The organism is Bradyrhizobium sp. 45 (assembly GCF_023073155.1).
In the GTDB taxonomy this organism is placed as follows: Bacteria; Pseudomonadota; Alphaproteobacteria; order Rhizobiales; family Xanthobacteraceae; genus Bradyrhizobium; species Bradyrhizobium canariense_D.
In genome coordinates this window covers 863,797-888,335 of sequence record NZ_JADPIX010000122.1, presented here as the reverse complement: position 1 = coordinate 888,335, position 24,539 = coordinate 863,797, and the positions used below count along the sequence as shown (strand labels likewise).

Sequence of the window (24,539 nt, the reverse complement as noted above, 5' to 3'; positions counted from 1 at the left end):
AAACGCCGCGAAGTTGAGCGGAATTCGCCGAAATGCCGATGTGGTTTGAGCTACCAAGCCAGCCACATTCCGCGTATCGTATTAGGACCGAACCGGCCGGTTGGCGGGGACTGGCGGTTCGAGATCTCGGAGGAAGACCCGCGGAGAAGTCGTGATGGCTAAAGGTACGGTCAAGTGGTTCAACCCGACGAAGGGTTATGGATTTATCCAGCCTGCGTCGGGCGGCAAGGATGTGTTCGTGCATATCTCGGCAGTGCAGAAAGCCGGTCTGTCGTCCCTGAACGAAGGACAGACGGTTGAATATGAAGAGATCGCAAACCGAGGCAAAAGCTCCGCAGAGAACCTCAAAGTATAAGCCCGCCGGCTTTTGCTAACTCCCGGATCGATCCGGGAGCCGGGCCAAGAAATTTTAGAAACGGTCAGTGCACTCGACGACAGGCGTTGCGATTGCACAGGGAGAACTATTTGCCCGCGAAGACCGCCCATTGGACGCCACAGCAATGACAATCGCGACGGCACTTCGTTAGTCCACCGGCAATGGTGCGTCGCGCTTGATCTCCTCCATCACCGCATAGGTTCGCGTTTCGCGCACGCCGGGCATCGACAGCAAGGTCTCGCCGAGGAAGCGCCGATACGCAGCCATGTCTGCCAGCCGCGCCTTCACAAGATAGTCGAAGCCGCCGGCGACCATGTGACACTCCAGCACCTCGGGCGCCAGCTTCACCGCGCGGGCAAAACGCTCGAAATTGTCGGGCGTGGTCTTGTCGAGCAGCACTTCGACAAACACCAGGAGGCCGAGGCCGAGCCGGTGCGGGTTTAGCCGCGCGCCATAGCCCTCGATAAAGCCCTCTCGCTGCAAACGCTTCAGCCGTTCGCCGATCGAGGTCGGCGACAGCCCAATGCGCTCCGCGAGCTCGACATTGGCGATTCGCCCGTCCTGCTGCAAAATCGAGAGGATCTTCCGGTCGGTTCGATCTAATTCCATATTCCGTAAGGTCAAATGACTGGGCGACTTCATTTTCTAAGCCGAATGAGCTAAATTGTCTATCGAGCTAAGGTAGCGTGGGCATTATCCTGAATTGAAGCCACAGGACACGCCATGCCGAACATTCCGCCTCCCTTCTCCGCCGCCTACGCGCCCGATGACGCCGATATCGCCGCGCGCCTTTTGCCATCTGTGCATCTCGGCCCGCCGCAGGAGGCGCGGATCGATCGCACCGCGACGCGGCTGATCGAAGCCATCCGCAAGCGCGACGACCGGCTTGGTGGAGTCGAGGATATGCTGCGGGAATTTGCGCTCTCGACCAAGGAAGGGCTGGCCTTGATGGTGCTGGCCGAGGCCCTGTTGCGCGTGCCGGACGCGCGCACCGCCGACCAGTTCATCGAGGACAAGCTCGGCGAGGGCGACTTCATCCACCACGAGACCAAGTCCACCGCCTTCCTGGTCAACGCCTCGGCCTGGGCATTGGGCCTCTCGGCGCGGGTGATCCAGCCCGGCGAGACGCCCGATGGCACCATCGGCCGGCTGGTGAAGCGGCTGGGCGCACCCGCCGTGCGCACCGCCACGCGCCAGGCGATGCGGCTGATGGGAAATCATTTCGTGCTGGGGGAGACCATCGCGCAGGCCTTGGAGCGGGCCCGGCCGCGCTCCGGCGAGAGGCAGCGCTATTCCTTCGACATGCTCGGCGAAGGCGCCCGCACCGCCACCGACGCAAGGCGATATTTCGACGCCTATGCCAGCGCGATTCTGACTATCGGCAAGGCGGCGGGCAGCCATCCCCTGCCCGATCGGCCCGGCATCTCCGTCAAGCTGTCGGCGCTGCATCCGCGCTTCGAGGCAATCAGCCGCGACGGTGTGATGGCCGAGCTGGTGCCGCAACTGCTGGACCTGGCGCAGCGCGCCAAGGTCCATGATCTCAACTTCACCGTCGACGCCGAGGAAGCCGACCGGCTGGAATTGTCCCTCGACGTGATTGCGGCAACGCTCGCCGATCCCTCGCTTGCCGGTTGGGACGGATTTGGCCTCGCGATCCAGGCCTATCAGAAGCGCGCCGGCGACGTGATCGACTATGTCGATGCGCTCGCCCGGGCGCACGACCGCAAGCTGATGGTGCGGCTGGTCAAGGGCGCCTATTGGGACACCGAGATCAAGCGCGCGCAGGAGCGCGGGCTCGACGGCTATCCCGTGTTCACCCGCAAGGCGATGACGGATCTGAACTACGTCGCCTGCGCTCAAAAGCTGTTGAGTCTGCGGCCACGCATCTTCCCGCAATTCGCCACCCATAACGCGCTGAGCGTCGCGACCGTGCTGGAGCTTGCCGGTGCGAACGGCGGCTTCGAATTCCAGCGCCTGCACGGCATGGGCGAGGCGCTCTACGAGCAGCTCGCCAAGGATCACCCGGACATCGCCTACCGCACCTACGCCCCGGTCGGCAGCCATCGCGACCTGCTCGCCTATCTGGTGCGGCGACTGTTGGAGAACGGCGCCAACTCCTCCTTCGTGGCGCAAGCGTCCGATTATCGCGTGCCGGTTACGGCGCTGTTGCAGCGCCCGGCGGATGCCATCGTCCGGCCGCAGCACGCGGCCCATCCCAAGATTCCGTTGCCGGGCGACCTGTTCGCGCCCGAGCGGCGCAATTCGCGCGGCGTCGAATTCGGCGCGCGCGCCGCGCTCGACCGGTTGCTGACGGAGGTCAAAGCCGAGACGATCGACCTCAAGCCGATCGCGGACGCAACGCCGGATCAGGCCAATGCGGCAGTGGCTGCGGCGCGCGCCGGCTTTGCCGCCTGGAGCCGGACACCCGCAGCCACGCGCGCGGCGGCGCTGGAGCAGGCCGCGCATCTTCTGGAGAACCGCGCGCCCCATTTCATAGCGCTGCTGCAACGCGAGGGCGGCAAGACGCTCGACGATGCGCTGTCGGAGCTGCGCGAGGCCACCGACTTCTGCCGCTATTATGCCGCGCAGGGTCGCAAGCTGTTCGGCAACGATGTGGCGATGCCGGGCCCGACCGGCGAGAGCAATGCGCTGGCCATGCGCGGCCGCGGCGTCTTCGTGGCAATCTCGCCATGGAATTTTCCGCTGGCGATCTTCCTCGGCCAGGTCACGGCGGCGCTGATGGCCGGCAACAGCGTGGTGGCCAAGCCCGCAGAGCAGACCCCGCGCATCGCGGTCGAGGCGGTGCGGCTGCTGCACGAGGCCGGCATCCCCGCAAGCGCATTGCACCTCGTCACTGGCGACGGCCGCATCGGCGCCGCACTGGCCGCGCACCCCGATATCGGTGGAATCGTCTTCACCGGATCGACCGAGGTCGCGCGCAGCATCAACCGGGCGCTGGCAGCCAAGGACGGGCCGATCGTGCCGCTGATCGCGGAGACCGGCGGCATCAACACCATGATCGCGGATGCGACCGCGTTGCCAGAGCAGGTCGCGGACGACGTCGTCACCTCGGCGTTTCGTTCCGCCGGCCAGCGCTGCTCGGCGCTGCGGCTGCTGTTCGTGCAGGAGGACGTAGCCGACCGCATGATCGAGATGATCGCGGGCGCGGCGCGCGAGTTGAAGATCGGCGATCCAAGCGACGTCGCGACCCATATCGGGCCGGTGATCGATGTCGAGGCCAAGCAGCGCCTCGATGCGCACATCGCACGCATGAAGAGAGAGGCGCGGCTGCACTTTGCCGGCACCGCGCCGGAGGGCTGCTTCGTGGCGCCGCACATCTTCGAGCTTGGGGATGCCGGCCAGCTCACCGAGGAGGTGTTCGGCCCGATCCTCCACGTCGTGCGCTATCGTGCGGAAAATCTCGAACGCGTCCTGCAAGCGATCGAGCGCACCGGCTACGGGCTGACGCTCGGCATCCACTCCCGCATTGACGATACGATCGAGGCGATCGTCGACCGCGTCCAGATCGGCAACATCTACGTCAACCGCAACATGATCGGTGCCGTGGTTGGCGTGCAGCCGTTCGGCGGCAACGGCCTGTCCGGAACCGGCCCGAAAGCCGGCGGCCCGCACTACCTCGCGCGCTTTGCGACCGAGCAGACCGTGACGATCAACACCGCAGCAGCCGGCGGCAATGCTGCCCTGCTCGCAGGGGATGAGTGAGGCGCGGCGAGGAGCGTTGCATCCCGCCGAAACATCGGTCTAATGCTGCCGTGACGTGGCCCTCGCCAATTCCAGCGCGCGGGATACAACACGAGTGAGGGAGCAACGCCGCAATGGAAAAGGGCATTTTTGCAGGGCTCAAGGTGCTGGATTGCGCGAGTTTCATCGCAGCACCAGCGGCCGCGACCGTGCTGTCGGATTTCGGCGCCGAAGTCGTCAAGATCGAGCCGCCCGGCGCCGGCGATCCCTACCGCAATCTGCCCAACATTCCGGGCTATCCGACCAGCGAGCACAATTTCGCCTGGCTGCTGGAGGCCCGCAACAAGAAGAGCATCGCGCTCGACCTCGCAAAGCCCGAGGCGCAGGCCGTGCTCTACAAGCTGGTCGAAGAGGCCGACGTCTTCATCACCAACATGCCGCCGCCGGTGCGCACCAAGCTCGGCATCACCTATGACCATCTCGCCCATCTCAATGATCGCCTGATCTACGCCTCGTTCACCGGTTATGGCGAGAAAGGCGAAGAGGCCAACAAGCCCGGCTTCGACAGCAACGCCTATTGGGCGCGCTCCGGCCTGATGGACCTCGTCCGCGCCGACACCGACACGACGCCAGCCCGCTCGGTCGCCGGCATGGGCGACCATCCCTGCGCCATGGCATTCTACGGCGCGATCGTCACCGCGCTGTACCAGCGCGAGAAGACCGGCAAGGGCTCGCACGTCGCCTCCAATCTGATGGCGAACGGCGTGTGGGCTGCGAGCGTGCTGGCGCAGGCAAAGCTCTGCGGCGCCAAGTTCGCCGAGCGGCGGCCGCGCGAACGCGCGTTGAACGCGGTCGCCAACCACTACCAGTGCAAGGACGGCCGCTGGCTGATCCTGTCACTGCTGAGCGAAGAGAAACAGTTTCCGACGCTGGCCAGGTGTCTCGGCCGCGAAGATCTCATCACCGACCCGCGCTTTGCCACCAAGCCCGACCGCCACGCCCGCTCCGTCGAGCTGATCAAGATCTTTGACGAGACCTTTGCGACCAAGGATCTCGCCGAATGGCGCAAGATCCTCGACGGCAACGGTCTCGTGTTCGGCATCGTCGGCATCCTGGACGACATCCCGAACGACAAGCAGATGCTTGACAACGAAGTTCTAGTGCCATTCGAAAACGACACCATGCTCACCATCTCCAGCCCGATCTGGATCGACGGCGCCAAGAAAGTGCAGCCGCGCAAGCCGCCCGACGTCGGCGAGCACAGTGACGAAATTTTGCGCGGCGCGGGATACGATGACGCCGCGATCAAGCAGCTGCGGTCGCAGGGGGCTGTGGGGTAAGGAGCCGACAGCGGTCATACATCCACGCTGTCGTCCCGGCGAAGGCCGGGACCCATATCCCAGAGAGGAAGAGGTCGAACGAAGCTGATAACTCCAAATCTTCGCCAAACTGCGTTCGGTGGTTATGGGTCCCGGCCTTCGCCGGGACGACGACGTAGATCGCTTCAACAATCACAGTCATCGCGAGGTCCCATGCCCAGCTACCGCCTGCACTACTTCCCCGAATCCGGCAACAGCTACAAGCTGGGGCTGATGCTGACGCTTTGCGGCGAGAGGTTCGAGCCGGTCTGGACCGATTTTGGCGGCGGCGTCACGCGCACGCCGGAATGGCGCAAGAGCGTGAACGAGATGGGTGAGATTCCCGTGCTCGAAGTCGACGGTGTGAAGATGACGCAGACCGCGCCTCTCCTGCTCAAGCTTGCCGAGCAGCACGGGCGTTTCGGCGCCGAGACCGAGGAGGAAAAGTTCGAGCTGCTGCGCTGGCTGTTCTGGGACAACCACAAGCTCACCGGCTACATGGCGACCTACCGCTTCATGCGCGCCTTCACGCAAAGCAACGATCCGCAGGTGCTGAAACATTTTCGCAGGCGGCTCGAAGACTTTCTCGGCATTCTCGACGGTCATCTCCAGCACAACGAATTCGCGATCGGAACCAGGCCGACCGTCGCCGATATCTCGATGATGGCCTATCTGCATTATCCGAGCGACGAGCACGGCTTCGACTTCGCGGAAAGCTATCCCGCCATTCACGCCTGGCTTGGCCGCATGGCCACACTGCCCGGCTGGCAGCCGGCCTACGAGCTGCTGCCCGGCAAGCGGATGACGAATTACGCGAAGTGAGGGCGCGGCTACTTCAGCGCCAGCCAGCCGAGCGTGAACAGGATTCCGCCGATGATGACGACGACCGCGACCGCCCAGGTGCTGACGCGGATGCTGCCGGTAACCTGCTTGGCCTCTTCATTCTGCGCGATCTCGCGATTGCGCTCCTTGTTGGCTTCGCTGGAGTCCGTCATGGGTCATCCAAACCGGTTCGAGACAGCCTAACGCGTCTTGATGAAGCACATGCCGATGCGGCGCGAAGCCGCGGCAGCCTGACAGGTCAATCCTTTAGCACAGCTCCATGACGTAAAACTCCTGTCGGTCGATCGCGATCCCGCATTTTCCAGGGAACAATGCGCGCCCCAGCCGTCCTGATATTCGGTCCCCGCCAGCTCAGTGCTGCCGCGGGTCTGCGGCCGGCTGGCAAATCCACGTGAGAAATCAGGACGTTTGCCTGCGGCCATCGCGGTCAGGATGTCACGGCGGCGGACCTGGTCGCCAAGAAAATGCGGCGAGGCCGGCACGATGGTCAAGTTGGACGGCTTGTCCGCAAGCCAATCAACGCCCGGGAAGTGAAAGCCGCCGATGCCGCGGGTCTGGTGGCAGCCGGCGCAGGTGACGTCATTGAGGCGGCGCTGGAAGCCCGCGACCGAGCGGACGTTCTGGATGTCCCCGCGCGCAGCAGCTTGCTTCAACGCACCAACCACATCGTTGTCGGAGAAGACCGGCTCGCCCTGTCCCTCTCCGTTGCGCTCCCCTTGCACCATCCCGAACTCCGGCTGCAACGGAGAAGCATCGAGGCCGGCTGGCGTCGGCACGATTGCAGCCTTGGCCAGGAATTTCTCGGGGATCAGCACCGTACCGCGATCGAAGTCGCGAAGATGATCGGGCGCGAGCAGCCAATCCCTGAAGTCGCGCCGGAGATCATTGTCAGCGAGAATGCGGTCGCGGTCGATCTGGTTCTCCAGCGTCGATTCCTCGAACGTCTTCGAGGCGGCGTCGTACTTGAACACCTTGAGCAGATAGTCGGAGCGGAAATCGTGCAGCGCCGATTTCGCCGCAACTGAGATCTGAATGTTGGTCTCGATGCGATCGAGCATCGCATCGTAAGGGAAGAAGTCGCTGCCGATCAGCCCCTGCCAGTCGCCATTGCCGAGCCAGCGTCGCGCGACCTCGGCGCAGGTGATCGGCTTGCCGTTCCCGTCCATCTGGCGCACGTCGCGCGCCTTCATCACCAGATTGAGCGTCATCGGCAGCCGCGTGGCTGTCCTGCCGCCATCCGGTTTGGTCTCGAAACGCACAAGACGATAGATCAGCCTGATCTCGCCGCAGGAGTCTTCCGAGACATAGGCCCGGTCCATGCGGTTGACGATGCCGGCCAGCACGAAACGGGTGTCGCGGGATTTCAGATTGGCGCGATCGAACAATTGTACGTCGAAGCCCTCGCCGACGCCGATGGTCTCGGTCGGATATGCCGCCTTCTGCTGGGCGACGTAGCGATCGATCTCCGCCTCGATCGCGGGAGGAATCTCCTTGAGCTGCGACAACCACGAAAACATCAGATCGGTCGTCAGCGGAAAGTTCGCGTTCCGCTCCGGCCACAACAGGCGCGAGATCGTGAGCGCATCGTGCTGGTCGAGCTCGCGCAGGAGATCGGGATCGGTGATCGCCGTGCCGCGTGCCAGTTGCGCGTTCTCCGCGGCCAACAACGACACGATGCCGCCGAAAAATACGGCGGCGGCAACGAGAATTCGCAAGGCGCGGCTCATGCCTCAGGTAACACCGCGCAGGGACGGCTATTCAAGCAAAAAGGCGCTTCACATCGTGGTGAAGCGCCTTTTCGGAAATCGGATATGGGCCGCTCAGCGCGCGACGATCAGCCCCTTGCTGGTGACGACGACCCAGCGGCCGTCCTGACGGCGGATCGCATCGACACGGCCAACCCCTGGGATGGGGTCACCGGCATACACCTCGTAGAGGCCACCGCGGCCCTCGACCAGTGCGCCGCCGTTGGAGACGTCGCGCAGCACCCAGCCTTCGACCGTCGGCAACCGGCCGACCTCGGTCTTGGGTGCGACGGGAGCCGGCGCAGCTGCGGCGGTTGCAACCTGGGTCGGTGCGATCGAACCAGTGGTCTCCTTGGCGGGCACGGCGGCTGCGGCCTGGACGGGCGCCGCGGGCGGGGTGGCGCGGAGCTTGTCGACCGTCTCGGACAGCTTTGCGATCTTGGCCATTGGCTCGGCCTGCGCCTTCTCGAGCTTGTCGAGGCGGTCGTTGGTCCGGTTGAACTGGCCGAGGCCGGTCTTGGAGGTATGCTCGACGTTGGCTTTGAGCGCGACGACATCGGCATCAATCCGGGCGACCGAGGATTCCAGCGCGCTGGTGTCGGCAACCTGTGCCGGCGCGGAGCTTGCGAAGTGCATCATCCCTGCGGTCGCGAGCGCGCCGCTGATGGCGCCGACACTGGCTGCAATCGCCACTACCGCGGCCATCGCCGACAGGCGGCGCGCGCCGCCGCTCTCGCGCGGCTCGTCCGCCTTCACATGCGGCGCAAACTCCTCACGGTCCCAGGACCGCTCTGCGGGTGCCATGACGATGAGCTTGCCGGGCTTTGGCTCGGACTTGGTCTCGGCTTTGGGCTCAACCTGGGCCTCGAACTTCGGCACCTCGATCCGCGGCGGCTCAATCTCGATCGGATCAGGCTTGGGCGGCGCCTCGTGGTCAGGGGCAATCGAAGGGGCCTCGATTCCCGCAGACTCGACGGCCTGCGGCGCGGTCGCGGCGGCTTCGACGACGCTCGTCTGCTCACCGGTCGTTTGGGCAGCCTGCTCAGCCATTGGTTCGCTCACAGCTCAAATACTCCACTCTGGATTGACCTTTTGGTAACTTTCATTGCTTGCGAAATCCTTACTTCGGGACCCGCTTACCGAAATTTTAGGGAGTCATCCGGGGCCGAATTGGGCCGGGAACGTGGAACCGGTGTGGCGGGTATGAAGCAATTTGTAACCGGGCGAAGATGAACGGCCGCGCAACGGACAGGGTCTGCCGCCCCCACGTGGTCAACGACGGGAGTGGATGACGCCCGCTCTGTCCACATCACTGTCCGTCACATCAGCACCGGTGCATCCGGCAGCTCGTTGGGGTGCGGGCCGCTTGACGGAAAGTGCTTTGTCAGCTCCCGGGACACCGCCTCGATGCCGCCGATCACGCCGCGCTCGAACTGCCCCGACCTGAACTCGACTTCCATGGCGCGGCAGATGCTCTCCCAACGCTCGCCACCAACCTTCGCATCGATACCGCGGTCGGCGATGATCTCGACATCGCGGTCGGCGAGCAGGAGATAGATCAGGACACCATTGTTGTGCGCGGTGTCCCAGATGCGCAGTTGCGAGAACACGTCAAGCGCGCGCTCGCGCGCCGGCTGGTTGCGAAACAGCGGGCCGCCGTCGAGCGCGCCTTCCACCACGAAGCGGAGCTGGCCGGAATGGCTGGCTTCGCCGCGCTTGATCGCCTGCTCGATGCGGCCGAGCACGCCCTTCGGGAACACCTGCTTGGCACGCCAATGGTGCTGGAGCAGATGCCGGGTGATGCGCCTGATGCTCATGACCTACCAGCTCCCCGAGGCGCCGCCGCCGCCAAAACTGCCGCCACCACCGCTGAAGCCGCCGCTCGACGACGACCCGCTGCTCCAGCCGCCGGATGACGAGCCGCTCGACCACGAGCCACGACGCGAGGACCCCGTGCCCGATCCCGCCCCAAACAGATCGGCGATAAACGTCAGGACAGCGCCGAGCACACCGACGCCCAGTCCGATGACCGCTGAGCCGATCACGAACCAGGCGAGGACACCAACGATCGCTCCCGTTATTCCCGAACCGAACAGCCGCCCGAACATGGAGCGCAGGATGCCTCCGATGACCAGCGGGCCGAACAGCAGGAAGTAGAAAAGCGGCTCGACGTCGTTCCAATCGCCGAAATTCACGCTGCGCGAGGGCGTCGGCAGCGGCTCGCCGTCGATGACGCGGATCATGCGGTCGACGCCCGCCGTGATGCCGCCGGCGAAATCGCCGCTCCTGAATTTCGGCGTGATGGCTTCATCGATGATGCGCCGCGACGTGACGTCGGTGAGCGCGCCCTCGAGGCCGTAACCGACCTCGATGCGCAAATGCCGGTCGTTCTTGGCCACAACGAGGATGGCGCCGTCGTCGACCTTCTTGCGTCCGATCTTCCAGGCCTCCGCGACGCGGATCGCGAATTGCTCGATGGTCTCCGGGTCCGTCGTCGGCACGATCAGGACGGCGATCTGGCTGCCCTTGCGCATCTCGAAGTCCTGCAGCTTTTGCGACAGCGCGGCGATGTCGCCGCTGGAGAGCGTGCCGGTCTGATCGACCACGCGGCCGGTCAGTTGCGGCACGGCGACATCGGCTGAGGCGGGGAGCGCAAAGGTGAACAGGAGCGCGAAGACGAGGACGAATGCTGAGAAGCCCAAAACGGCACGCCACAACATCGTTGTCATCGCCCGCGAAGGCGGGCGATCCAGTATTCCAGAGGCAGCAGTGATTGAACCGTGAAGCCGCGGCGTACTGGATTCCCCGCTTTCGCGGGGAATGACGGTGGTGGGTGGGGCATGCATCGGGGTCGAAGGCACTTACTTCGACGGCGCGGGCGCCGGATTGAAATCGACCTTCGGCGCGGTCGAGATTTCCTTCTCGTTCGCGACCGTGAAGTTCGGCTTTTCCTTGTAGCCGAACATCATCGCCGTGACGTTGCTCGGGAACGAACGGATGGTGACGTTATAGTCCTGCACCGCCTTGATGTAGCGGTTGCGCGCCACCGTGATGCGGTTCTCGGTGCCTTCGAGCTGCGACATCAAATCCTTGAACAGCGCATCCGACTTGAGCTGGGGGTAGTTCTCGGTGACCACGAGCAGCCGCGACAGCGCGCCGGAGAGTTCGCCCTGGGCGGCCTGGAATTTCTGGAATGCGGCGGGATCGTTCAGCACCTCGGGCGTCGCCTGGATGCTGCCGACCTTGGCGCGGGCATTGGTGACGCCGAGCAGCACGTCCTTCTCCTGCTGCGCAAAACCCTTCACCGAGTTGACGAGGTTGGGCACGAGATCGGCGCGACGCTGATACTGGTTCACGACCTCGGACCAATTGGCCTTGATCTGCTCGTCCTCGCTCTGGATCGCGTTATAGCCGCAATTGGTGAGGCTCAACGAGGCCAGCGCCGCCAGCACGGTCAGGATCTTGCGCATCAAATTTCTCCCGGTGGAATCGGGCGCAAGCTACCAGATTGCGCGCGCGAGATGCCAGACATCTTGCGTCCCGGCCGTGGCCTGTGAAAAGCAGCCGATGTACGCAAGCCTCTTGCTTAATCCTGGCTGTAATAGTCAACTTGAGGGAACAATAATGCCAGGTCGGGAACGCCAGGGGAACGCGATGAGCTCGTTCGAGACCATCCTCGTGGAGAGGCCGGAGCCGGCGATTGCCCGGGTCGTGATGAACCGGCCCGACGCGCGCAACGCGCAGAACCTGCAAATGACCTACGATCTCAACGCCGCCTTCGACGAGGCGGTGCAGGACGACGCGGTCAAGGTGATCATTCTCGCCGGCAATGGTCCGCACTTCTCCTCAGGCCATGACCTGCGACCCGGCAGCAAGAATGAAGCGGGCGTGGATTTTCCGCCGATCGGAAATTGGGGCGGCTTCGCCGAAGCAAACGCCCATGGCCGCTTCGCGCGCGAGCAGGAGATCTATCTCCAGATCACCCGGCGCTGGCGCAACCTCGCCAAGCCGACCATTGCAGAGGTTCACGGCAAGTGCATCGCCGGCGGCCTGATGCTGGCCTGGGCCTGCGATCTCATCATCGCGAGTGGCGATGCGCAGTTCTGCGATCCCGTGGTCACCATGGGTGTCTGCGGCGTCGAATGGTTCGTGCATCCCTGGGAGCTCGGCCCGCGCAAGGCCAAGGAATTTCTGTTCACGGCCGACGCATGGAGCGCGCAGGAGGCGCATCAACTCGGGATGGTCAACCGGGTCGTGCCGCGCGCAGAGCTGTCATCCGCCGTGCTGGCGCTGGCGCGCAAAATCGCGTCAAAACCGTCCTTTGCGCTGAAGCTGACCAAGGAAGCCGTGAATCGTTCGGTTGACGTGATGGGCCAACCGGCTGCAATCGACCAGGCCTTTGCGCTGCATCAGCTCTGTCACGCGCATAATCTTCAGGAATTCGGCATGATCGTCGATCCATCGGGCCTACACCCCTCCGTCCGCAAGCCGCCGGCCGCCGCGGAGTAGACGGATGGATCTCAATCTCAGCGACGAGCAACGCCTGCTGCGCGAAAGCGCGGAGCGCTTCGTGGCCGAAAGCTACGATGCCGATCACCGCCGCAAGATGGCGAACGATCCGCTCGGCTTCAGTCCGGCGGTGTGGAAACAATTCGCAGAACTGGGCTGGCTGGCGCTGCCGATCGCGGAGGAGTGTGGCGGGCTCGGCGGCAGCGCGGTCGAGATCGGCATTTTGATGGAAGCCTTCGGCCGCGGGCTTGTGTCGGAGCCGTATATCGCGTCGGTCGTGCTTGGCGCCGCGTTGATCGAGCGATGCGGCAGCATGGCGCAGAAGCAGGCCATCCTGCCGAAGATCGCGGACGGATCGTTGAAGCTCGCGCTCGCGCATTCCGAGCGCGCGGCGCGGTTCGATCTTGCCAAGGTCGCAACCACCGCCCACAGCACGGCGCAAGGCTGGCGCCTGGCCGGTCGCAAGATTGCCGTGCTCGATGGCCACGCCGCCGACGAGATCATCGTCTCCGCGCATATCCATGATCATCAGGGCTCCTCCGGCCGCATCGGCCTGTTCCTGGTGCAGGCGACAACTCCGAGTGTTGCGATCTCCGACTACGAGCGCCTCGGCGGCGGGCGGGCCTGCAACATCGAGCTGTCGGACGTGCAACTGCCGGAGGATGCCTTGCTCGGCAACGGGCATGACGCGCTGCCGGCAATCGAATGGGCTGTTGATCGCGCCATGGCTGCGCTTGGCGCCGAGACCGTCGGCATCATGCAGGTACTGCTGGATACTACGCTGGAGTACACAAAAATCCGGAAGCAATTCGGCCGGCCGCTCGCCGCCAACCAGGTGATCCGCCACCGCCTTGCCGACATGGCGGTGCAGGTCGACGAAGCGCGCTCGATGGCGTTGCGCGCCGCGCTGAAGCTCGACGCCGATCCGGTCGAGCGCGCGCGGGCCGCGTCGGGCGCGAAGGCGAAGATCGGCAGATCTGCGCGCTTCGTCGGCGAGCAGTCGATCCAGCTTCACGGCGGCATGGGCGTCACCGAGGAGCTCGAGGTCGGCGCCTATTTCAAGCGGCTGGTCGCGTTCGACACGCTGTTCGGCGGCAGCGCCCACCATTATGGCCGCCACGCCCGGCTTGGCCGCGCCAGCGTGCCGGCCTGATACAAGGAGCGCATCATGGACCTGTCGTTCAATGCCGAGGAGCGCGCCTTCCAGGACGAGGTGCGCGGCTTCATTGCCAGAAACCTCACCGAGGAGATGAAGCGCGCGACGGCGCTGACGCCGTCGGTGTTCTCCGATCCCGATATCGGCATGGCCTGGCAGCGCACGCTGCACAAGCAAGGCTGGGGCGCGCCGGGCTGGCCGGTCGAGCATGGCGGGCCGGATTGGACCCCGGCGCAGCGCTGGATCTTCGAGACTGAAAGCGCGCGGGCCGGCGTGCCCAATGTCAATGTGATGGGCGTGAAGATGGTCGGGCCCGTCATCATCGGCTTCGGCTCGGCGGAGCAGAAGAACTTCTACCTGCCGCGCATTCTGTCCGGTGAGGATTATTGGTGCCAAGGCTATTCCGAGCCGGGCTCCGGCTCCGATCTCTCCTCGCTGAAGACGCGCGCGGTGCGCGATGGCGACGACTACGTCATCAACGGCACCAAGATCTGGACCACGCATGCCCACCACGCCAATCGCATGTTCGCGCTGGTGCGCACCAGCGACGGGCCACGGCAGCAGGACGGCATCAGCTTCATCCTGATCGACATGAAGACACCGGGCATCACGACGCGTCCTATCCTCACCATCGGCGGCGACCACGAGGTTAACCAGGTATTCTTCGACGACGTGCGCGTTCCCGTGGCGAACCGCGTCGGCGAGGAAGGCAAGGGCTGGACCTACGGCAAGTATCTGCTCGAGTTCGAGCGCGGCTCCGGCATCGCCTCGGCGAAGCTGCGCGAGGGGCTGAAGGCGATCGCGGAGCTTGCCGAGTCCGATCTGACGGGCCGCGCGATCGACAGTCCCGACATCGCGACGCGCATCTCCGAAGTCGAGGTCGACATCGACGCGCTGGAGATGACCGAGCTGCGCGTGCTGTCGGCGCTGCAGACCGGACAGAATCCCGGTGCGGTGTCGTCGATCCTGAAGCTGCGCAACAGCGAGATCCGCCAGGCCGTGACCCGGCTCGGCGCCGACGTGATCGGCCATGACGCCCTCGCGGTCGAGCCGATGCGCCCGCTCTACAAGCTCAACCACGAGCCGGCGATGCCGGAGGAGATGCTGACGGTGATGCCGGAATATCTCAACGGCCGCGCCTATACGATCTTCGGCGGCACCTCGGAGATCCAGCGCGATATTATTGCGAAGATGATGTTGGGGATCTGAGGGGCACTGGCGCTACATTCTCACTGTCGTCCCGGTCTCACTGTCGTCCCGGCGAAGGCCGGGACGACGAGTTGGATTTGTGGCGACAGCCAGCACGACAATGGCCGCTAACCGCCCACCTTCGCATCCCGGATCGCCTGCCAGATCTTCTGCGGCGTCAGGGGCGTGTTGAGCTGGGTGATGCCGAGCTCGGCGAGCGCATCCATCACGCCGTTGGTGACGCAAGGGGGGCCACCGATGGCGCCGGATTCGCCGCAGCCCTTGGCGCCGAGCGGATTGGTGCGACAGGGCGCGGAATCGTCGAGCGTCACCACGATCGGCGGAACGTCGTCGGCGCGCGGGATGCAATAGTCCTGGTAGCTCGCGGTGAGCAGCTGGCCGTCGGCATCATAGGACACCCCCTCATACAGCGCCTGGCCGATACCCTGCGCCACACCGCCATGGATCTGTCCCGTCACCAGCATCGGGTTCACCGCGACACCGACGTCGTCGACCGTGGTGTAGCGCACGACCTTGGAGACGCCGGTCTCGGGATCGATTTCGACCTCGCAGATATGGGTGCCGTTCGGCCAGCTCGGACCGTCCACCTCGCCTTCGGAATCGACGCTGAGCTTTGCGCCGCCTTCTTTCTCGGCAATGTCGAACAGGCTGATGCGGCGGTCGGTGCCGACCACGGTGAGCATGCCGCCCTGATATTCAATGTCCTCGATCGAGGTCTCCAGCACGTTCGCCGCCTTCTCGCGCGCCTTCTGGATCAGATCGTTGGATGAGACCGCGACCGCCGTGCCGCCGACGAACAGCGAACGCGAGCCGACGCTGCCGAAGCCCGTCGCCAGATCGGTGTCGCCCTGGACCACGTCGATCTTGTCCATGGGGATGCCGAGCGTGTCGGAGATCATCTGGGTGTAGGTGGTCTGCAACCCCTGCCCCATCGCCATGGTGCCGGAATGCAGGACGACGCGGCCCTGCGCGGTCGCATGCAGGCTGACCTTCTCGGTGTGGGCGCGGCCGCCGGTCCATTCGATATAGGAGGTGAGCCCGCGGCCGTAGAGCAGGCCCTTCTTCTTCGCCGCCTTCTTGCGCGCGGCAAAGCCGTCCCAATCCGCAAGCTTCACGGCACGATCGAGCATGTGCGCGAAGGCGCCGGAATCGTAAACCTGCCCTGCAGCGTTGGTGTAGGGCAGTTGCGCCGGCTTGATGTAGTTGGCTTTCCGGATCGCGCGCGGGTCCATGCCGATTTTTCGCGCGGCCGCGTCGAACAGGCGCTCGACGATGAACACGGCCTCCGGGCGGCCCGCACCGCGATAAGCGCCGACCGGCGCGGTGTGGGTCATCACCGACTTCACCTCGAAATGTACCAGCGGCAAATCGTAGACGCCGGTCTGCACGAACGGCCCCAGCACCAGCGGGATGATGTTGGCCGCGCCTGAGGAATATGCGCCGGTGCAGCCGATCGAGCTGACGCGGTAGGCCAGCACCTTGCCCTTCTCGTCGAGCGCGAAGGAAGCTGTCGAGGTAAGATCGCGGCCGTGGGTGCCACCGACGAATTCGTCGGTGCGGTCGCCGCGCCAGCGGATCTTCCTGTTCAGCTTGGTTGCGGCATAGGCGACGATGCCGTCCTCGGGATAGAGGTTGGTCTTCTGGCCAAAGCCGCCGCCGATATCGCCGACCAGCACGCGAACGCTGTCCTTCGGACGCTTCAGCACGGCCTCGGCCAGCACGTCGCGGGTCGAGGCAGGCGTCTGCGACTGCACATGCAGCAGGAGGCGGCCGGACGTCTTGTCGATCTCGGCAATGGTCGAGCGCGGCTCCATCGCCGACGGCACCAGGCGCTGGCTGACGAGATCGAGCTCGACGGTATGCGCCGCCCTGGCAAAAGCCTCGTCCACCTTGGCGGCATCGCCGTAAGCCATCGCGCCGACGATGTTGTCGGGGGCCTCCGGCCACACCACGGGCGCGCCGGGCCTGACCGCCTCGACCGGATCGACCACCGCCGGCTGCACGTCATATTCGACCACGATCGCTTCGGCCGCGCCCTGCGCGTCGGCACGCGAGGAGGCCACCACGGCGGCCACGGCCTCGCCGGCATAGCGCACGACTTCGTGCGCCAGCAGGCGGCGTGGCGGCACCGTCATCGGCTTGCCGTCGGGGCGCTTGAAGATGCTCAAGGTCGGGATGACGCCGATGTCGTCCTTGACGAGGTCGGCGCCGGTATAGACCGCGGTCACGCCGGGCATCGCCGTGGCGGCGCTGGTGTCGATCGAGACGATCTTCGCATGGGCATGCGGCGAGCGCAGCAGGTACAACCACAGCGCGCCATCTTCCGGCTTGTCGTCGATGAACTGCCCCTTCCCGGTGAGCAGTCGCTGGTCTTCCAAACGCTTGACGGGCTGCCCCGCTCCGAAACGCAAATTGCCGGGAAGAATGTTCATTCCACCATGTCCTTGAAACCCAGAAAACGACCGCGGGGGTTTTAGCCGATTTTGCGGTCGATACAACCGAGCCGCGGCACATCTGCATTGCGTGTCACGCCCGCTTTGGCCGCAGATTGCCGGGTCAGGAGCGCTCTATGTCGATGATGCCCACATTGATATCACGGGTGTCCGAATCCCGCTTTACCGTGAGGCGAACGGTCTTACCGGCACCGGCCTGCTCGAGCGCATCAGTCAGGTCGGAGAGCCGCCGCACCGGCTTGCCTTCCACCGCGGTGATGATGTCTCCGACCGTTCCAGTCGACAAGTTGACACCGCGAATCCCCGCCTGTTCCGCAGGGCTGCCGGGGGCTGTCCGGACCACGATCACCCCTTGGACGCCAAGCCGCGTCGACACATCCTCGCTGGCGGCGACGATGCCGATGCCGGGCGTCGGCACGCGGCCATTGCGAATGAGCTCGGGGACAATCCGGTTCACGACGTCCACCGGCACCGCGAAACCGATGCCTGCATTCGAGCCGGACGGCGATATGATCGCAGTCGTGACGCCGATCAGCCGGCCGGCGGAGTCCAGCAGCGGCCCGCCTGAATTGCCCGGGTTGATTGCGGCATCCGTCTGGATGACATTGGCAATCTCCCGGCCGCCATGGGTCGGAAGCCTCCGCTTGAGGGCACTGATGATGCCGCTCGTCATCGACTGATCTAGCCCGAAAGGATTGCCGATCGCAAACGCGGATTGCCCGACTTTCAGGTCGGTCGAGCTGCCGAGAGCCACCTGCGGTGGAAGCTCGCGCACGCTGCGGATCCGCAGGACCGCAAGATCGTAATTGGGGGCGGTGCCGATCAGATCAACCCGAGCCACCTCTCCCGACGCAAAGCGCACCGCGAGCTCGCCGCCATTGGCCACGACATGGTTGTTCGTGACGAGATGCCCGTCGCGGTCCCAGACAAATCCCGTGCCGGAAGCGCCGCCCTGCCCCTCCTCTCCCATGACAGGAGTAGCGGCCGATCTCACCGCAACCTGGACAACCGAGGGCGACACTCGTTCGAAGATGTCGATGGTGGCCCTTTCGGCCTCGGACAGCGGACCACGTTGCTCGACGGCGCGCGCGGAGGGGGTTGTCCATGGCGCATGCTGGACCTTCACGGCAGTTACCACGAGCAGCAGGGCGGCAAAAGCCGCCGCAATGATTGCGTAGCGACGATTCATCAGTGATCACCGTGTCGTATGCTGAAGACGATCTCTCGAATGCACATGCCGGGAGGTGACAGAGCCAGCTCACGCAGCAACGTCGAAAATGAATGGAAGTTTCTCGAATCGGGCAGCTAAGGACGGTTCCGCTGCCCGTGCCGGGGCCCATTGCCGCGTGACAAACCGCTACGCCAGCTCCCGCAATGCCGCTTCTACGACCTTGCGCGCATCGGCGGTGAGAGCGGCCTGCGGCGGGACAGGATCGCCGACGTCGTACCCCTGGATGGCCAAGCCGGCCTTGATGCAGGCCGCCAGGTTGAAGCGGGCAAAAGCTTCGTTGATGCGCCACAGCCTGCGCTGGAGCGCCATCGCCTCGTCCCAGCGGCCGGCCTTGCAGAGGTCGTAGAGCGCGACGCTCTGGCGCGGAATGATGCAGGCGGGGCCCGCCATCCAGCCGAGGCCGCCGATCAGCATCACCGCGGCCGGGATATGGGCGGAGGCGGAGAACACCCGCAAGGCATCGCCGCAGCGGTTCATGATCGAGAGCAGCCGGCCGGTGTTGGTCGAGGCGTCCTTGATGTAGCCGATGCGCGGATGTTCGGCGAGGCGCGCGATGATTTCGAGGGTGAGATCGGAGCGCTGGAATTGCGGATTGGTATAGATGACGACGGGGATGTCCACGGCATCCGCGATGGCGCGGAAATAGGATTCGATCTGGGCGTCGGCGAGCGGGAAATACGCTTCCAGGATCGCCAGAATGCCGTCGGCGCCGAGCTTCTGATACGCCTTCGCCTGCGCCACCGCATCTGCCGTCGAGGTGGAGGCGACGCCCGCGACAACAGGCACACGTCCCCTTGCCGCCTCGATCGTGGTCTGCACGACCGCGGTGCGTTGGGCGGCGTTGAGATAGGCGAACTCGCCGGTCGAGCCGAGCGGGGTCAGACCGTGGACGCCCGCGCCGATCAGATCGTCGCAGAGCTTTGCGAGGACGTTCGTCCGCACCGCGCCATCGGCAGCGACGGGAGAGACGAGATAAGGGAAGACGCCGCGAAAATCGGACATGTCAGGTGTGAATCCCGGAAACTGGCTAGCGCCTGACGGTCTTACCAACGCTCGTGCCGGCGATCAAATCCTGATCAGCCGCACCCGCGTGCCCCAGGGATCGATCGCCTCAACGCCGTCCGCTAGCGCCGTGACTTTCGCGCCGCCCTTGCGCAGGCGCTCTTCCTGTGCGGCGAGCAGATCCTGCTTAGCTGTCACCAGCGAGAACCAGGCGAGCCCCGTTGTCTGATCGTCGCGTTGGCCGGCGCCCTCGCTCTGCCACACGTTTATGCCGAGATGATGATGGTAGCGTCCCGACGACAGGAACGCGGCGCCGTTGCGGCTGCGGGTCGGGTCGAGTCCGATCGTGCCGTGGTAGAAATTCTGCGCCTGCGCGAGGTCGCCGACGCGCAGATGCATGTGGCCGATGCGCATTCCGTCCGGTGCCTTGGCATAATCAGGCACGCGCGTATTGGTCAGCGACAGCAGGTCGGGAATGTCGAGCTCGTCGGCCGCCATCTTCACGCTGCCTTCGCTCCACTGCCATTGCGAGGGATCGCGGTCGGCATAGACCTCGATGCCGTTACCTTCGGGATCGTCGAGATAGACGGATTCGCTGACGAGATGATCGGCAAAGCCCGACAGCGGCACGCGATGCGAAGCGGCTGCTACCAGCCAGCGGGCCAAGTCCTTGCGGGTCGGCATCAGGAAGGCGGTGTGATAGAGGCCGGCGGCGTTGCGCGGCTCGATCTCGGCATCAGGACGGGCCTCCAGCACCAGCAGCGCGATGCCGGCCGTGCCGAGCTTGGCGGCGCTCGCCGAGCGTTCCATCACGGTGAGCCCGATCACGTCGCGGTAGTAGTTCGCAACCTTGTCGAGATTCTTCACCCGGAGCGTCACCATGCCGACGCGCATCGGCGTGCGGCTGGCATAGGTCGGACCGCCGCCCTGCGGTGTGCCCTCGGCGCGCGCCGCGCCCGCAGCCGCCATTGCGAGCGAGCTGGCGCCGGCGAGTTGAAGCAGGGTGCGGCGGGTAAGGTCGATGGTCATCAATCAGGGCTCGCAAAAAGGCTTGAGGCCGTACGGCACAAGGTCGAGCCGATTGCTACACGTTCCCGTGAGCGGCTCCAATCACATGTTCGTCGGCCGTGCTCTTACGGACCAGCTTCCCTGCTTATTTCCTGGCCATGCGGCCAGTTACGCGATCGCCCGCGACATCCCAGATTGAGGACAGCTTTACAGGAGCCTGCCATGACCGACTCAACTCCCCTGACTTCGCTGTCGTCCGCGCTCGCGGATATGGTGTCCCGCACCGCGCCGTCCGTCGTCGCCGTCCATTCGCATCGTTCCCGCGCCACCGGCTTCGTCTGGAAACCCGGCCTGATCGTCACCGCCGACGAGGCGCTGGCCGACGAGGGCGACGTCGAGATCGGCCTCCCCGACGGCAGCACCGCGGCCGCCACGATCGCCGGCCGCGACCATACGACGGATATCGCACTGCTGCGCGCCGATACGGCGATTGCCCCGGTCAAGCTGGCCACAATTGTGCCGCCCCTTGGCGCGTTGTCGGTCGTCGTCGCCACCAACCGCGATACGCCGAGCGCCGCGCTCGCGATGGTGTCGCAGTCCGGCAAGAGCTGGCGCTCCCTGCGCGGCGGCGACATCGACGCGCGGATCGAGCTCGACGTCCGCTTGCGCTCCAGCCAGCAGGGCGGCCTCGCGCTCGACGCATCGGGCGAAGCCTTCGGCATGGCCGTGCTCGGCCCGAGGCGTGTGCTGGTGATCCCGACAGCGACGATCGAGCGGGTCGCGGCCCAGTTAGAGGCGCGCGGCCGCATCGCACGCGGATATCTCGGCCTCGGGCTGCAGCCGGTCCGGCTCGACGACGGCGTCGGCGCGATGGTGATGAATGTCGACAAGGCCGGCCCTTCGGCGGCGGCCGGCATCCGCCAGGGCGACGTCATCGTCGCGGTCAACGACCAGAAGCTGTCCGGCGTGCGCGCGCTGTCGCGGACGCTGGGTCCGGCGAGCGTGGGCGCGGTGGTCGATATCGCGGCGCGCCGCGGCGGCGAGCCGGTCAGCTTCAAGGTCACGATCGGCGAGAGGCCGGCGGCGTGAGCGAGGACATCGCGCCCGAGATCGTGTTGGCTTTGGAGATCGACGATCCCGCCCTCGCCGATCGCCTGGCTGCTCTGCTCGGCAATATCGCCGGGCTTCGCCTCGCCGAACCCGGCGAGAAAGCCGCCGCGACGATTGTCACTCGCGATCCGCGCATCATGCCTGAGGACATTGCGCTGACGCAACGTGAGCTCGACGTGCTGGCGTTGATGGCGGAAGGCGGCTCCAACAAGATGATCGCGCGTCAGCTCGGCATTTCCGTCCACACGGTGAAATTCCATGTCGGCTCGCTGCTCGACAAGCTCGACGCTACCGGCCGCACCGATGCGGTGGCACATGCGGCCCGCCGCGGCGTGATCGAGCTCTAGGTCGGGTGCGGCGGGAAGCTGAGCTGGACCGTCAGGCCCGGCGCGTTGTCGTGCAGGGCAATCTCGGCACCATGGAGGCGAGCGACCGCGGCGACCAGGCTTAAGCCAAGGCCGTTACCCGGGGTGTAGCGGCTCTGCTCGAGCCGGTAGAAGCGTTTGAACACGTGATCGCGCTGATCCGCCGGAATGCCCGGGCCGTCGTCGGCGATCGCGATCGTCGCACCGCCGTCGGTGCTGCTGCAGGTGACGGTCACCTGCCCGCCTTTGCAGCCGTGCTTGATCGCGTTGTCGACGAGATTGGCGATAGCGTCGAACAGCAGGTCGCGATCGCCAATAATCGCCACCTCGCGATCGCCGCCGAGGCTGAGCCGCGTCGCAACCTGTTCGGCGGCGGCATCGTAGAGCTCGACGACCTCGCCGGCGATTTCGGCGAGATTGAGGGTGCGAAACGCACTACGGCGGGCGCGGGTCTCGATCTCCGAGATGCGCGTGATGGAGGCGAACATGCCGAGCACGGCGTCGAGATCGGCGATGGTGTCACCGATCAGCGCCGCGTCGGCCTCGCCATTGCGCGAGGCGTGATAAGCCTTTTCCAGCCGACCCCGCATGCGCGTCAGCGGCGTACGCAAATCATGGGCGACGTTGTCGCTGACCTGCTTGACCTCTCCCATCAAAGTCTCGATGCGGTCGAGCATCTGGTTGAGGTTTTCGGCGACCCGGTCCCATTCGTCGTGACTGCCGCGCAAGGGAATGCGCTGGTCGAGGCCCGACATCATGATGGCGCGGCTGGTGGCGTTGATCTCCTCGATCCGCCCGACCGTGCGGCGCGTCACCAGCACCGCGGCGAGCCCGGCGAGCACCAGCATCAGCACGGCGACAGCGGCCATTGCGAGCTCGATCATCGCGGTGAAGCCGCTGTGGTCGCCGGCATCGCCGACACGGCTCTGCACATAGGCGATCGTGCCGAAATAGACATAGGCCATGATCGCCGCGACGATCAGCCCGAACGCCGCGATCGCGATCAGCGCAAGGCGGAAGGTCGAGGAGCGGAGCGTTTTAGCCAGGAGCACGGAGACAATATCCGATGCCGCGGATGGTGTGGATCAGCGGATAGGCCTGGGCATCATCGACCTTGCGACGGACGCGTCCGACATAGACGTCGATGATGTTGGTGGAGGGATCGAAATGCAGATCCCAGACATGCTGGAGCAGCATCGCACGCGAGACGACGCGGCCCTCGTTGCGGACCAGATATTCGAGTAATTGGAATTCCCGCGGCAACAGCGGAATCTTCCGGCCGCGGCGGCTCGCGCTGCGTGCGATCAGGTCGATGGCGAGATCGCCGACCCGCAGGATCGTCTCCTTGGCGACGGTGTCGCTGCGCCGGCCGAGTGCCTCCAGCCGCGCCAGCAATTCGGTGAAGGAGAACGGCTTGACGAGATAATCGTCGCCGCCGGCCCGCAAGCCGCGCACGCGGTCGTCGACCTCGCCAAGTGCGGAAATGATTAGGAACGGCGCGGCGATGCCGTCGTCGCGCAACTGGCGCATCACGCTGATGCCGTCGATATCGGGCAGCATGCGGTCGATGGTGATCACGGCATAGTCGCGCGCGGCGCCATGGCTGAGCGCTTCGCGCCCGGTGGCGGCGAGATCGACGTCGTAGCCGGAAGTCGTCAGCTCCTCGACGAGCTGGCCTGCGGTTTCCGCGTCGTCCTCGACGACCAGAATGCGGCGGTGAGCTTCGGTCATGACAAACTCCGCGCGACGATCGCCACCAGACTATCCCGTTCCGGGGCTGAGCGGAACCGTCCGATGACGATCGCGACAATGGTGCGGTACGGCGATGCTAGTACCAAGAGTCTCCGCACACATTGACCCATTGCCACCCATAGGGCGTCAAGCTCCTGCGCCAGCAGCCGTCATAGTAGCCGGCATAGATGAAAGGTGCTCCGAAGAAGAAGCGATGGTGTTGCCGGAAGAAGGCATGGCGGCCGATGAAGGGCCTGCCGTGCCAGCCGGAGCCAGCGAAGCGCGGCCCGATCGCCGCATGCGCGAAACGTGCACCGCCAAAGCCCGGGCCGCCGAAACGGGCGCCGCCCATGCCGCCGACGCGCATACCACCGAAGCCACCGGTGTGCATGCCGCCGCCGAAGCCTCCCGTGTGCATGCCGCCGCCACCGAAATGCCCACCACCGCCGAATCCGCCATGACCGCCACCGCCACCGCCACCGCCTCTGGCAAGCACCGGTGAAGCGAGCGCCATCACCGCTGCGATCGTCACCGCGGTGAGGCCTTTGAGAATCCTGTTGTCCATCGAAGCATCCTCCGTGCTGCGCGACAATATTCTGCCGCGCGAGGAGGATCAGATGAGAGGAAGGGACAGGCGCCTTCAACTTACAAACGCGCCAGATTCTGACGCGGAAGTTAGGGAGACGCTGCTCTCTCACTCGCTCGCCCCGTTCTTGCGGGGAGAGGGTGGGGTGAGAGCGG

The 24,539-nt window shown here is 65.1% G+C and carries 23 protein-coding genes; 9 read left to right on the top strand and 14 right to left on the bottom strand.

The features are described 5' to 3' along the window. The first annotated feature begins 154 nt into the window (after positions 1 to 154). Positions 155 to 355, top strand: a complete 201-nt coding sequence (locus IVB42_RS24650) for a cold shock domain-containing protein (protein WP_007596519.1) — start codon at positions 155 to 157, stop codon at positions 353 to 355. Positions 356 to 523: 168 nt separating this feature from the next. On the opposite strand, the gene IVB42_RS24645 is transcribed toward IVB42_RS24650, so the two are convergent. Further along, entirely contained in the window at positions 524 to 985 is a 462-nt protein-coding gene (locus IVB42_RS24645; RefSeq protein ID WP_018453673.1) for an Lrp/AsnC ligand binding domain-containing protein, read from the bottom strand. Positions 986 to 1,099: 114 nt separating this feature from the next. On the opposite strand from IVB42_RS24645, the gene putA reads away from it, so the two are divergent. From putA to IVB42_RS24630, 3 genes are all read left to right on the top strand, one after another. Further along, positions 1,100 to 4,099 carry a bifunctional proline dehydrogenase/L-glutamate gamma-semialdehyde dehydrogenase PutA gene (putA, locus tag IVB42_RS24640; RefSeq protein WP_018453672.1) on the top strand — a complete coding sequence of 1,000 codons (3,000 nt, stop codon included), beginning with the start codon at positions 1,100 to 1,102 and terminating at the stop codon, positions 4,097 to 4,099. A 113-nt stretch (positions 4,100 to 4,212) separates the two neighbouring features. Next, positions 4,213 to 5,418, top strand: coding sequence for a CoA transferase (locus IVB42_RS24635; RefSeq protein ID WP_018453671.1), 1,206 nt, complete (start codon positions 4,213 to 4,215; stop codon positions 5,416 to 5,418). Positions 5,419 to 5,610: 192 nt separating this feature from the next. Continuing rightward, positions 5,611 to 6,258 (top strand): glutathione S-transferase family protein, encoded by a 648-nt coding sequence (locus IVB42_RS24630; protein ID WP_018453670.1) that lies wholly within the window; start codon positions 5,611 to 5,613, stop codon positions 6,256 to 6,258. Between the two features lie 8 nt (positions 6,259 to 6,266). On the opposite strand, the gene IVB42_RS24625 is transcribed toward IVB42_RS24630, so the two are convergent. From IVB42_RS24625 to IVB42_RS24600, 6 genes are all read right to left on the bottom strand, one after another. After that, on the bottom strand, positions 6,267 to 6,431 hold the full coding sequence (locus IVB42_RS24625) for a hypothetical protein (protein ID WP_007596528.1): 165 nt from the start codon (positions 6,429 to 6,431) through the stop codon (positions 6,267 to 6,269). Between the two features lie 27 nt (positions 6,432 to 6,458). Then, the gene (locus IVB42_RS24620) at positions 6,459 to 8,006 is read right to left on the bottom strand and encodes a hypothetical protein (protein ID WP_247296117.1); all 1,548 of its coding nucleotides are present in this window, start codon (positions 8,004 to 8,006) and stop codon (positions 6,459 to 6,461) included. Between the two features lie 93 nt (positions 8,007 to 8,099). Continuing rightward, the gene (locus IVB42_RS24615) at positions 8,100 to 9,074 is read right to left on the bottom strand and encodes a hypothetical protein (protein WP_018453668.1); all 975 of its coding nucleotides are present in this window, start codon (positions 9,072 to 9,074) and stop codon (positions 8,100 to 8,102) included. Positions 9,075 to 9,343: 269 nt separating this feature from the next. After that, positions 9,344 to 9,841 carry a TPM domain-containing protein gene (locus IVB42_RS24610; RefSeq protein ID WP_018453667.1) on the bottom strand — a complete coding sequence of 166 codons (498 nt, stop codon included), beginning with the start codon at positions 9,839 to 9,841 and terminating at the stop codon, positions 9,344 to 9,346. 3 nt (positions 9,842 to 9,844) lie between these two features. Continuing rightward, on the bottom strand, positions 9,845 to 10,753 hold the full coding sequence (locus IVB42_RS24605) for a YgcG family protein (RefSeq protein WP_085349575.1): 909 nt from the start codon (positions 10,751 to 10,753) through the stop codon (positions 9,845 to 9,847). A gap of 132 nt (positions 10,754 to 10,885) precedes the next feature. Beyond that, positions 10,886 to 11,494, bottom strand: coding sequence for a LemA family protein (locus IVB42_RS24600; protein ID WP_018453665.1), 609 nt, complete (start codon positions 11,492 to 11,494; stop codon positions 10,886 to 10,888). A 184-nt stretch (positions 11,495 to 11,678) separates the two neighbouring features. Between IVB42_RS24600 and IVB42_RS24595 the strand changes: the two genes are divergently transcribed. From IVB42_RS24595 to IVB42_RS24585, 3 genes are read left to right on the top strand one after another with little or no spacing between them, the layout of a single operon-like run. Continuing rightward, the gene (locus IVB42_RS24595; protein ID WP_204512297.1) at positions 11,679 to 12,533 is read left to right on the top strand and encodes an enoyl-CoA hydratase; all 855 of its coding nucleotides are present in this window, start codon (positions 11,679 to 11,681) and stop codon (positions 12,531 to 12,533) included. Between the two features lie 4 nt (positions 12,534 to 12,537). After that, the gene (locus IVB42_RS24590; protein WP_247395359.1) at positions 12,538 to 13,686 is read left to right on the top strand and encodes an acyl-CoA dehydrogenase; all 1,149 of its coding nucleotides are present in this window, start codon (positions 12,538 to 12,540) and stop codon (positions 13,684 to 13,686) included. Positions 13,687 to 13,701: 15 nt separating this feature from the next. Next, complete coding sequence (locus tag IVB42_RS24585; protein WP_204512298.1) at positions 13,702 to 14,898, top strand: acyl-CoA dehydrogenase family protein; 1,197 nt, start codon at positions 13,702 to 13,704, stop codon at positions 14,896 to 14,898. Between the two features lie 107 nt (positions 14,899 to 15,005). Here the strand turns inward: IVB42_RS24585 and IVB42_RS24580 are convergent, their stop codons facing one another. The 4 genes from IVB42_RS24580 to IVB42_RS24565 all read right to left on the bottom strand — a co-directional run bounded on the left by IVB42_RS24580 (position 15,006) and on the right by IVB42_RS24565 (position 20,613). After that, a complete protein-coding gene (locus IVB42_RS24580) occupies positions 15,006 to 17,330 on the bottom strand; it encodes a xanthine dehydrogenase family protein molybdopterin-binding subunit (protein ID WP_085349579.1) in 2,325 nt (774 codons plus the stop codon). 124 nt (positions 17,331 to 17,454) lie between these two features. Then, positions 17,455 to 18,540, bottom strand: coding sequence for a trypsin-like peptidase domain-containing protein (locus IVB42_RS24575; RefSeq protein WP_247296122.1), 1,086 nt, complete (start codon positions 18,538 to 18,540; stop codon positions 17,455 to 17,457). Between the two features lie 168 nt (positions 18,541 to 18,708). Beyond that, positions 18,709 to 19,584 (bottom strand): dihydrodipicolinate synthase family protein, encoded by an 876-nt coding sequence (locus IVB42_RS24570; RefSeq protein WP_018453659.1) that lies wholly within the window; start codon positions 19,582 to 19,584, stop codon positions 18,709 to 18,711. Positions 19,585 to 19,647: 63 nt separating this feature from the next. Beyond that, complete coding sequence (locus tag IVB42_RS24565; RefSeq protein ID WP_085349580.1) at positions 19,648 to 20,613, bottom strand: VOC family protein; 966 nt, start codon at positions 20,611 to 20,613, stop codon at positions 19,648 to 19,650. A 201-nt stretch (positions 20,614 to 20,814) separates the two neighbouring features. On the opposite strand from IVB42_RS24565, the gene IVB42_RS24560 reads away from it, so the two are divergent. Beyond that, the gene (locus tag IVB42_RS24560) at positions 20,815 to 21,681 is read left to right on the top strand and encodes a S1C family serine protease (RefSeq protein ID WP_018453657.1); all 867 of its coding nucleotides are present in this window, start codon (positions 20,815 to 20,817) and stop codon (positions 21,679 to 21,681) included. Beyond that, positions 21,678 to 22,049 (top strand): helix-turn-helix transcriptional regulator, encoded by a 372-nt coding sequence (locus IVB42_RS24555; protein ID WP_007614569.1) that lies wholly within the window; start codon positions 21,678 to 21,680, stop codon positions 22,047 to 22,049. The genes IVB42_RS24560 and IVB42_RS24555 overlap by 4 nt, the downstream gene beginning before the upstream one ends. On the opposite strand, the gene IVB42_RS24550 is transcribed toward IVB42_RS24555, so the two are convergent. The 3 genes from IVB42_RS24550 to IVB42_RS24540 all read right to left on the bottom strand — a co-directional run bounded on the left by IVB42_RS24550 (position 22,046) and on the right by IVB42_RS24540 (position 24,363). Then, positions 22,046 to 23,119: a HAMP domain-containing sensor histidine kinase gene (locus IVB42_RS24550; RefSeq protein WP_018453655.1), complete on the bottom strand. Its 1,074-nt coding sequence runs from the start codon at positions 23,117 to 23,119 to the stop codon at positions 22,046 to 22,048. The two genes, IVB42_RS24555 and IVB42_RS24550, sit on opposite strands and share 4 nt — an antisense overlap. After that, entirely contained in the window at positions 23,106 to 23,798 is a 693-nt protein-coding gene (locus IVB42_RS24545) for a response regulator transcription factor (protein ID WP_247471285.1), read from the bottom strand. The genes IVB42_RS24550 and IVB42_RS24545 overlap by 14 nt, the downstream gene beginning before the upstream one ends. A 97-nt stretch (positions 23,799 to 23,895) precedes the next feature. After that, positions 23,896 to 24,363 (bottom strand): hypothetical protein, encoded by a 468-nt coding sequence (locus IVB42_RS24540; protein ID WP_085349581.1) that lies wholly within the window; start codon positions 24,361 to 24,363, stop codon positions 23,896 to 23,898. Positions 24,364 to 24,539 lie beyond the last annotated feature (176 nt).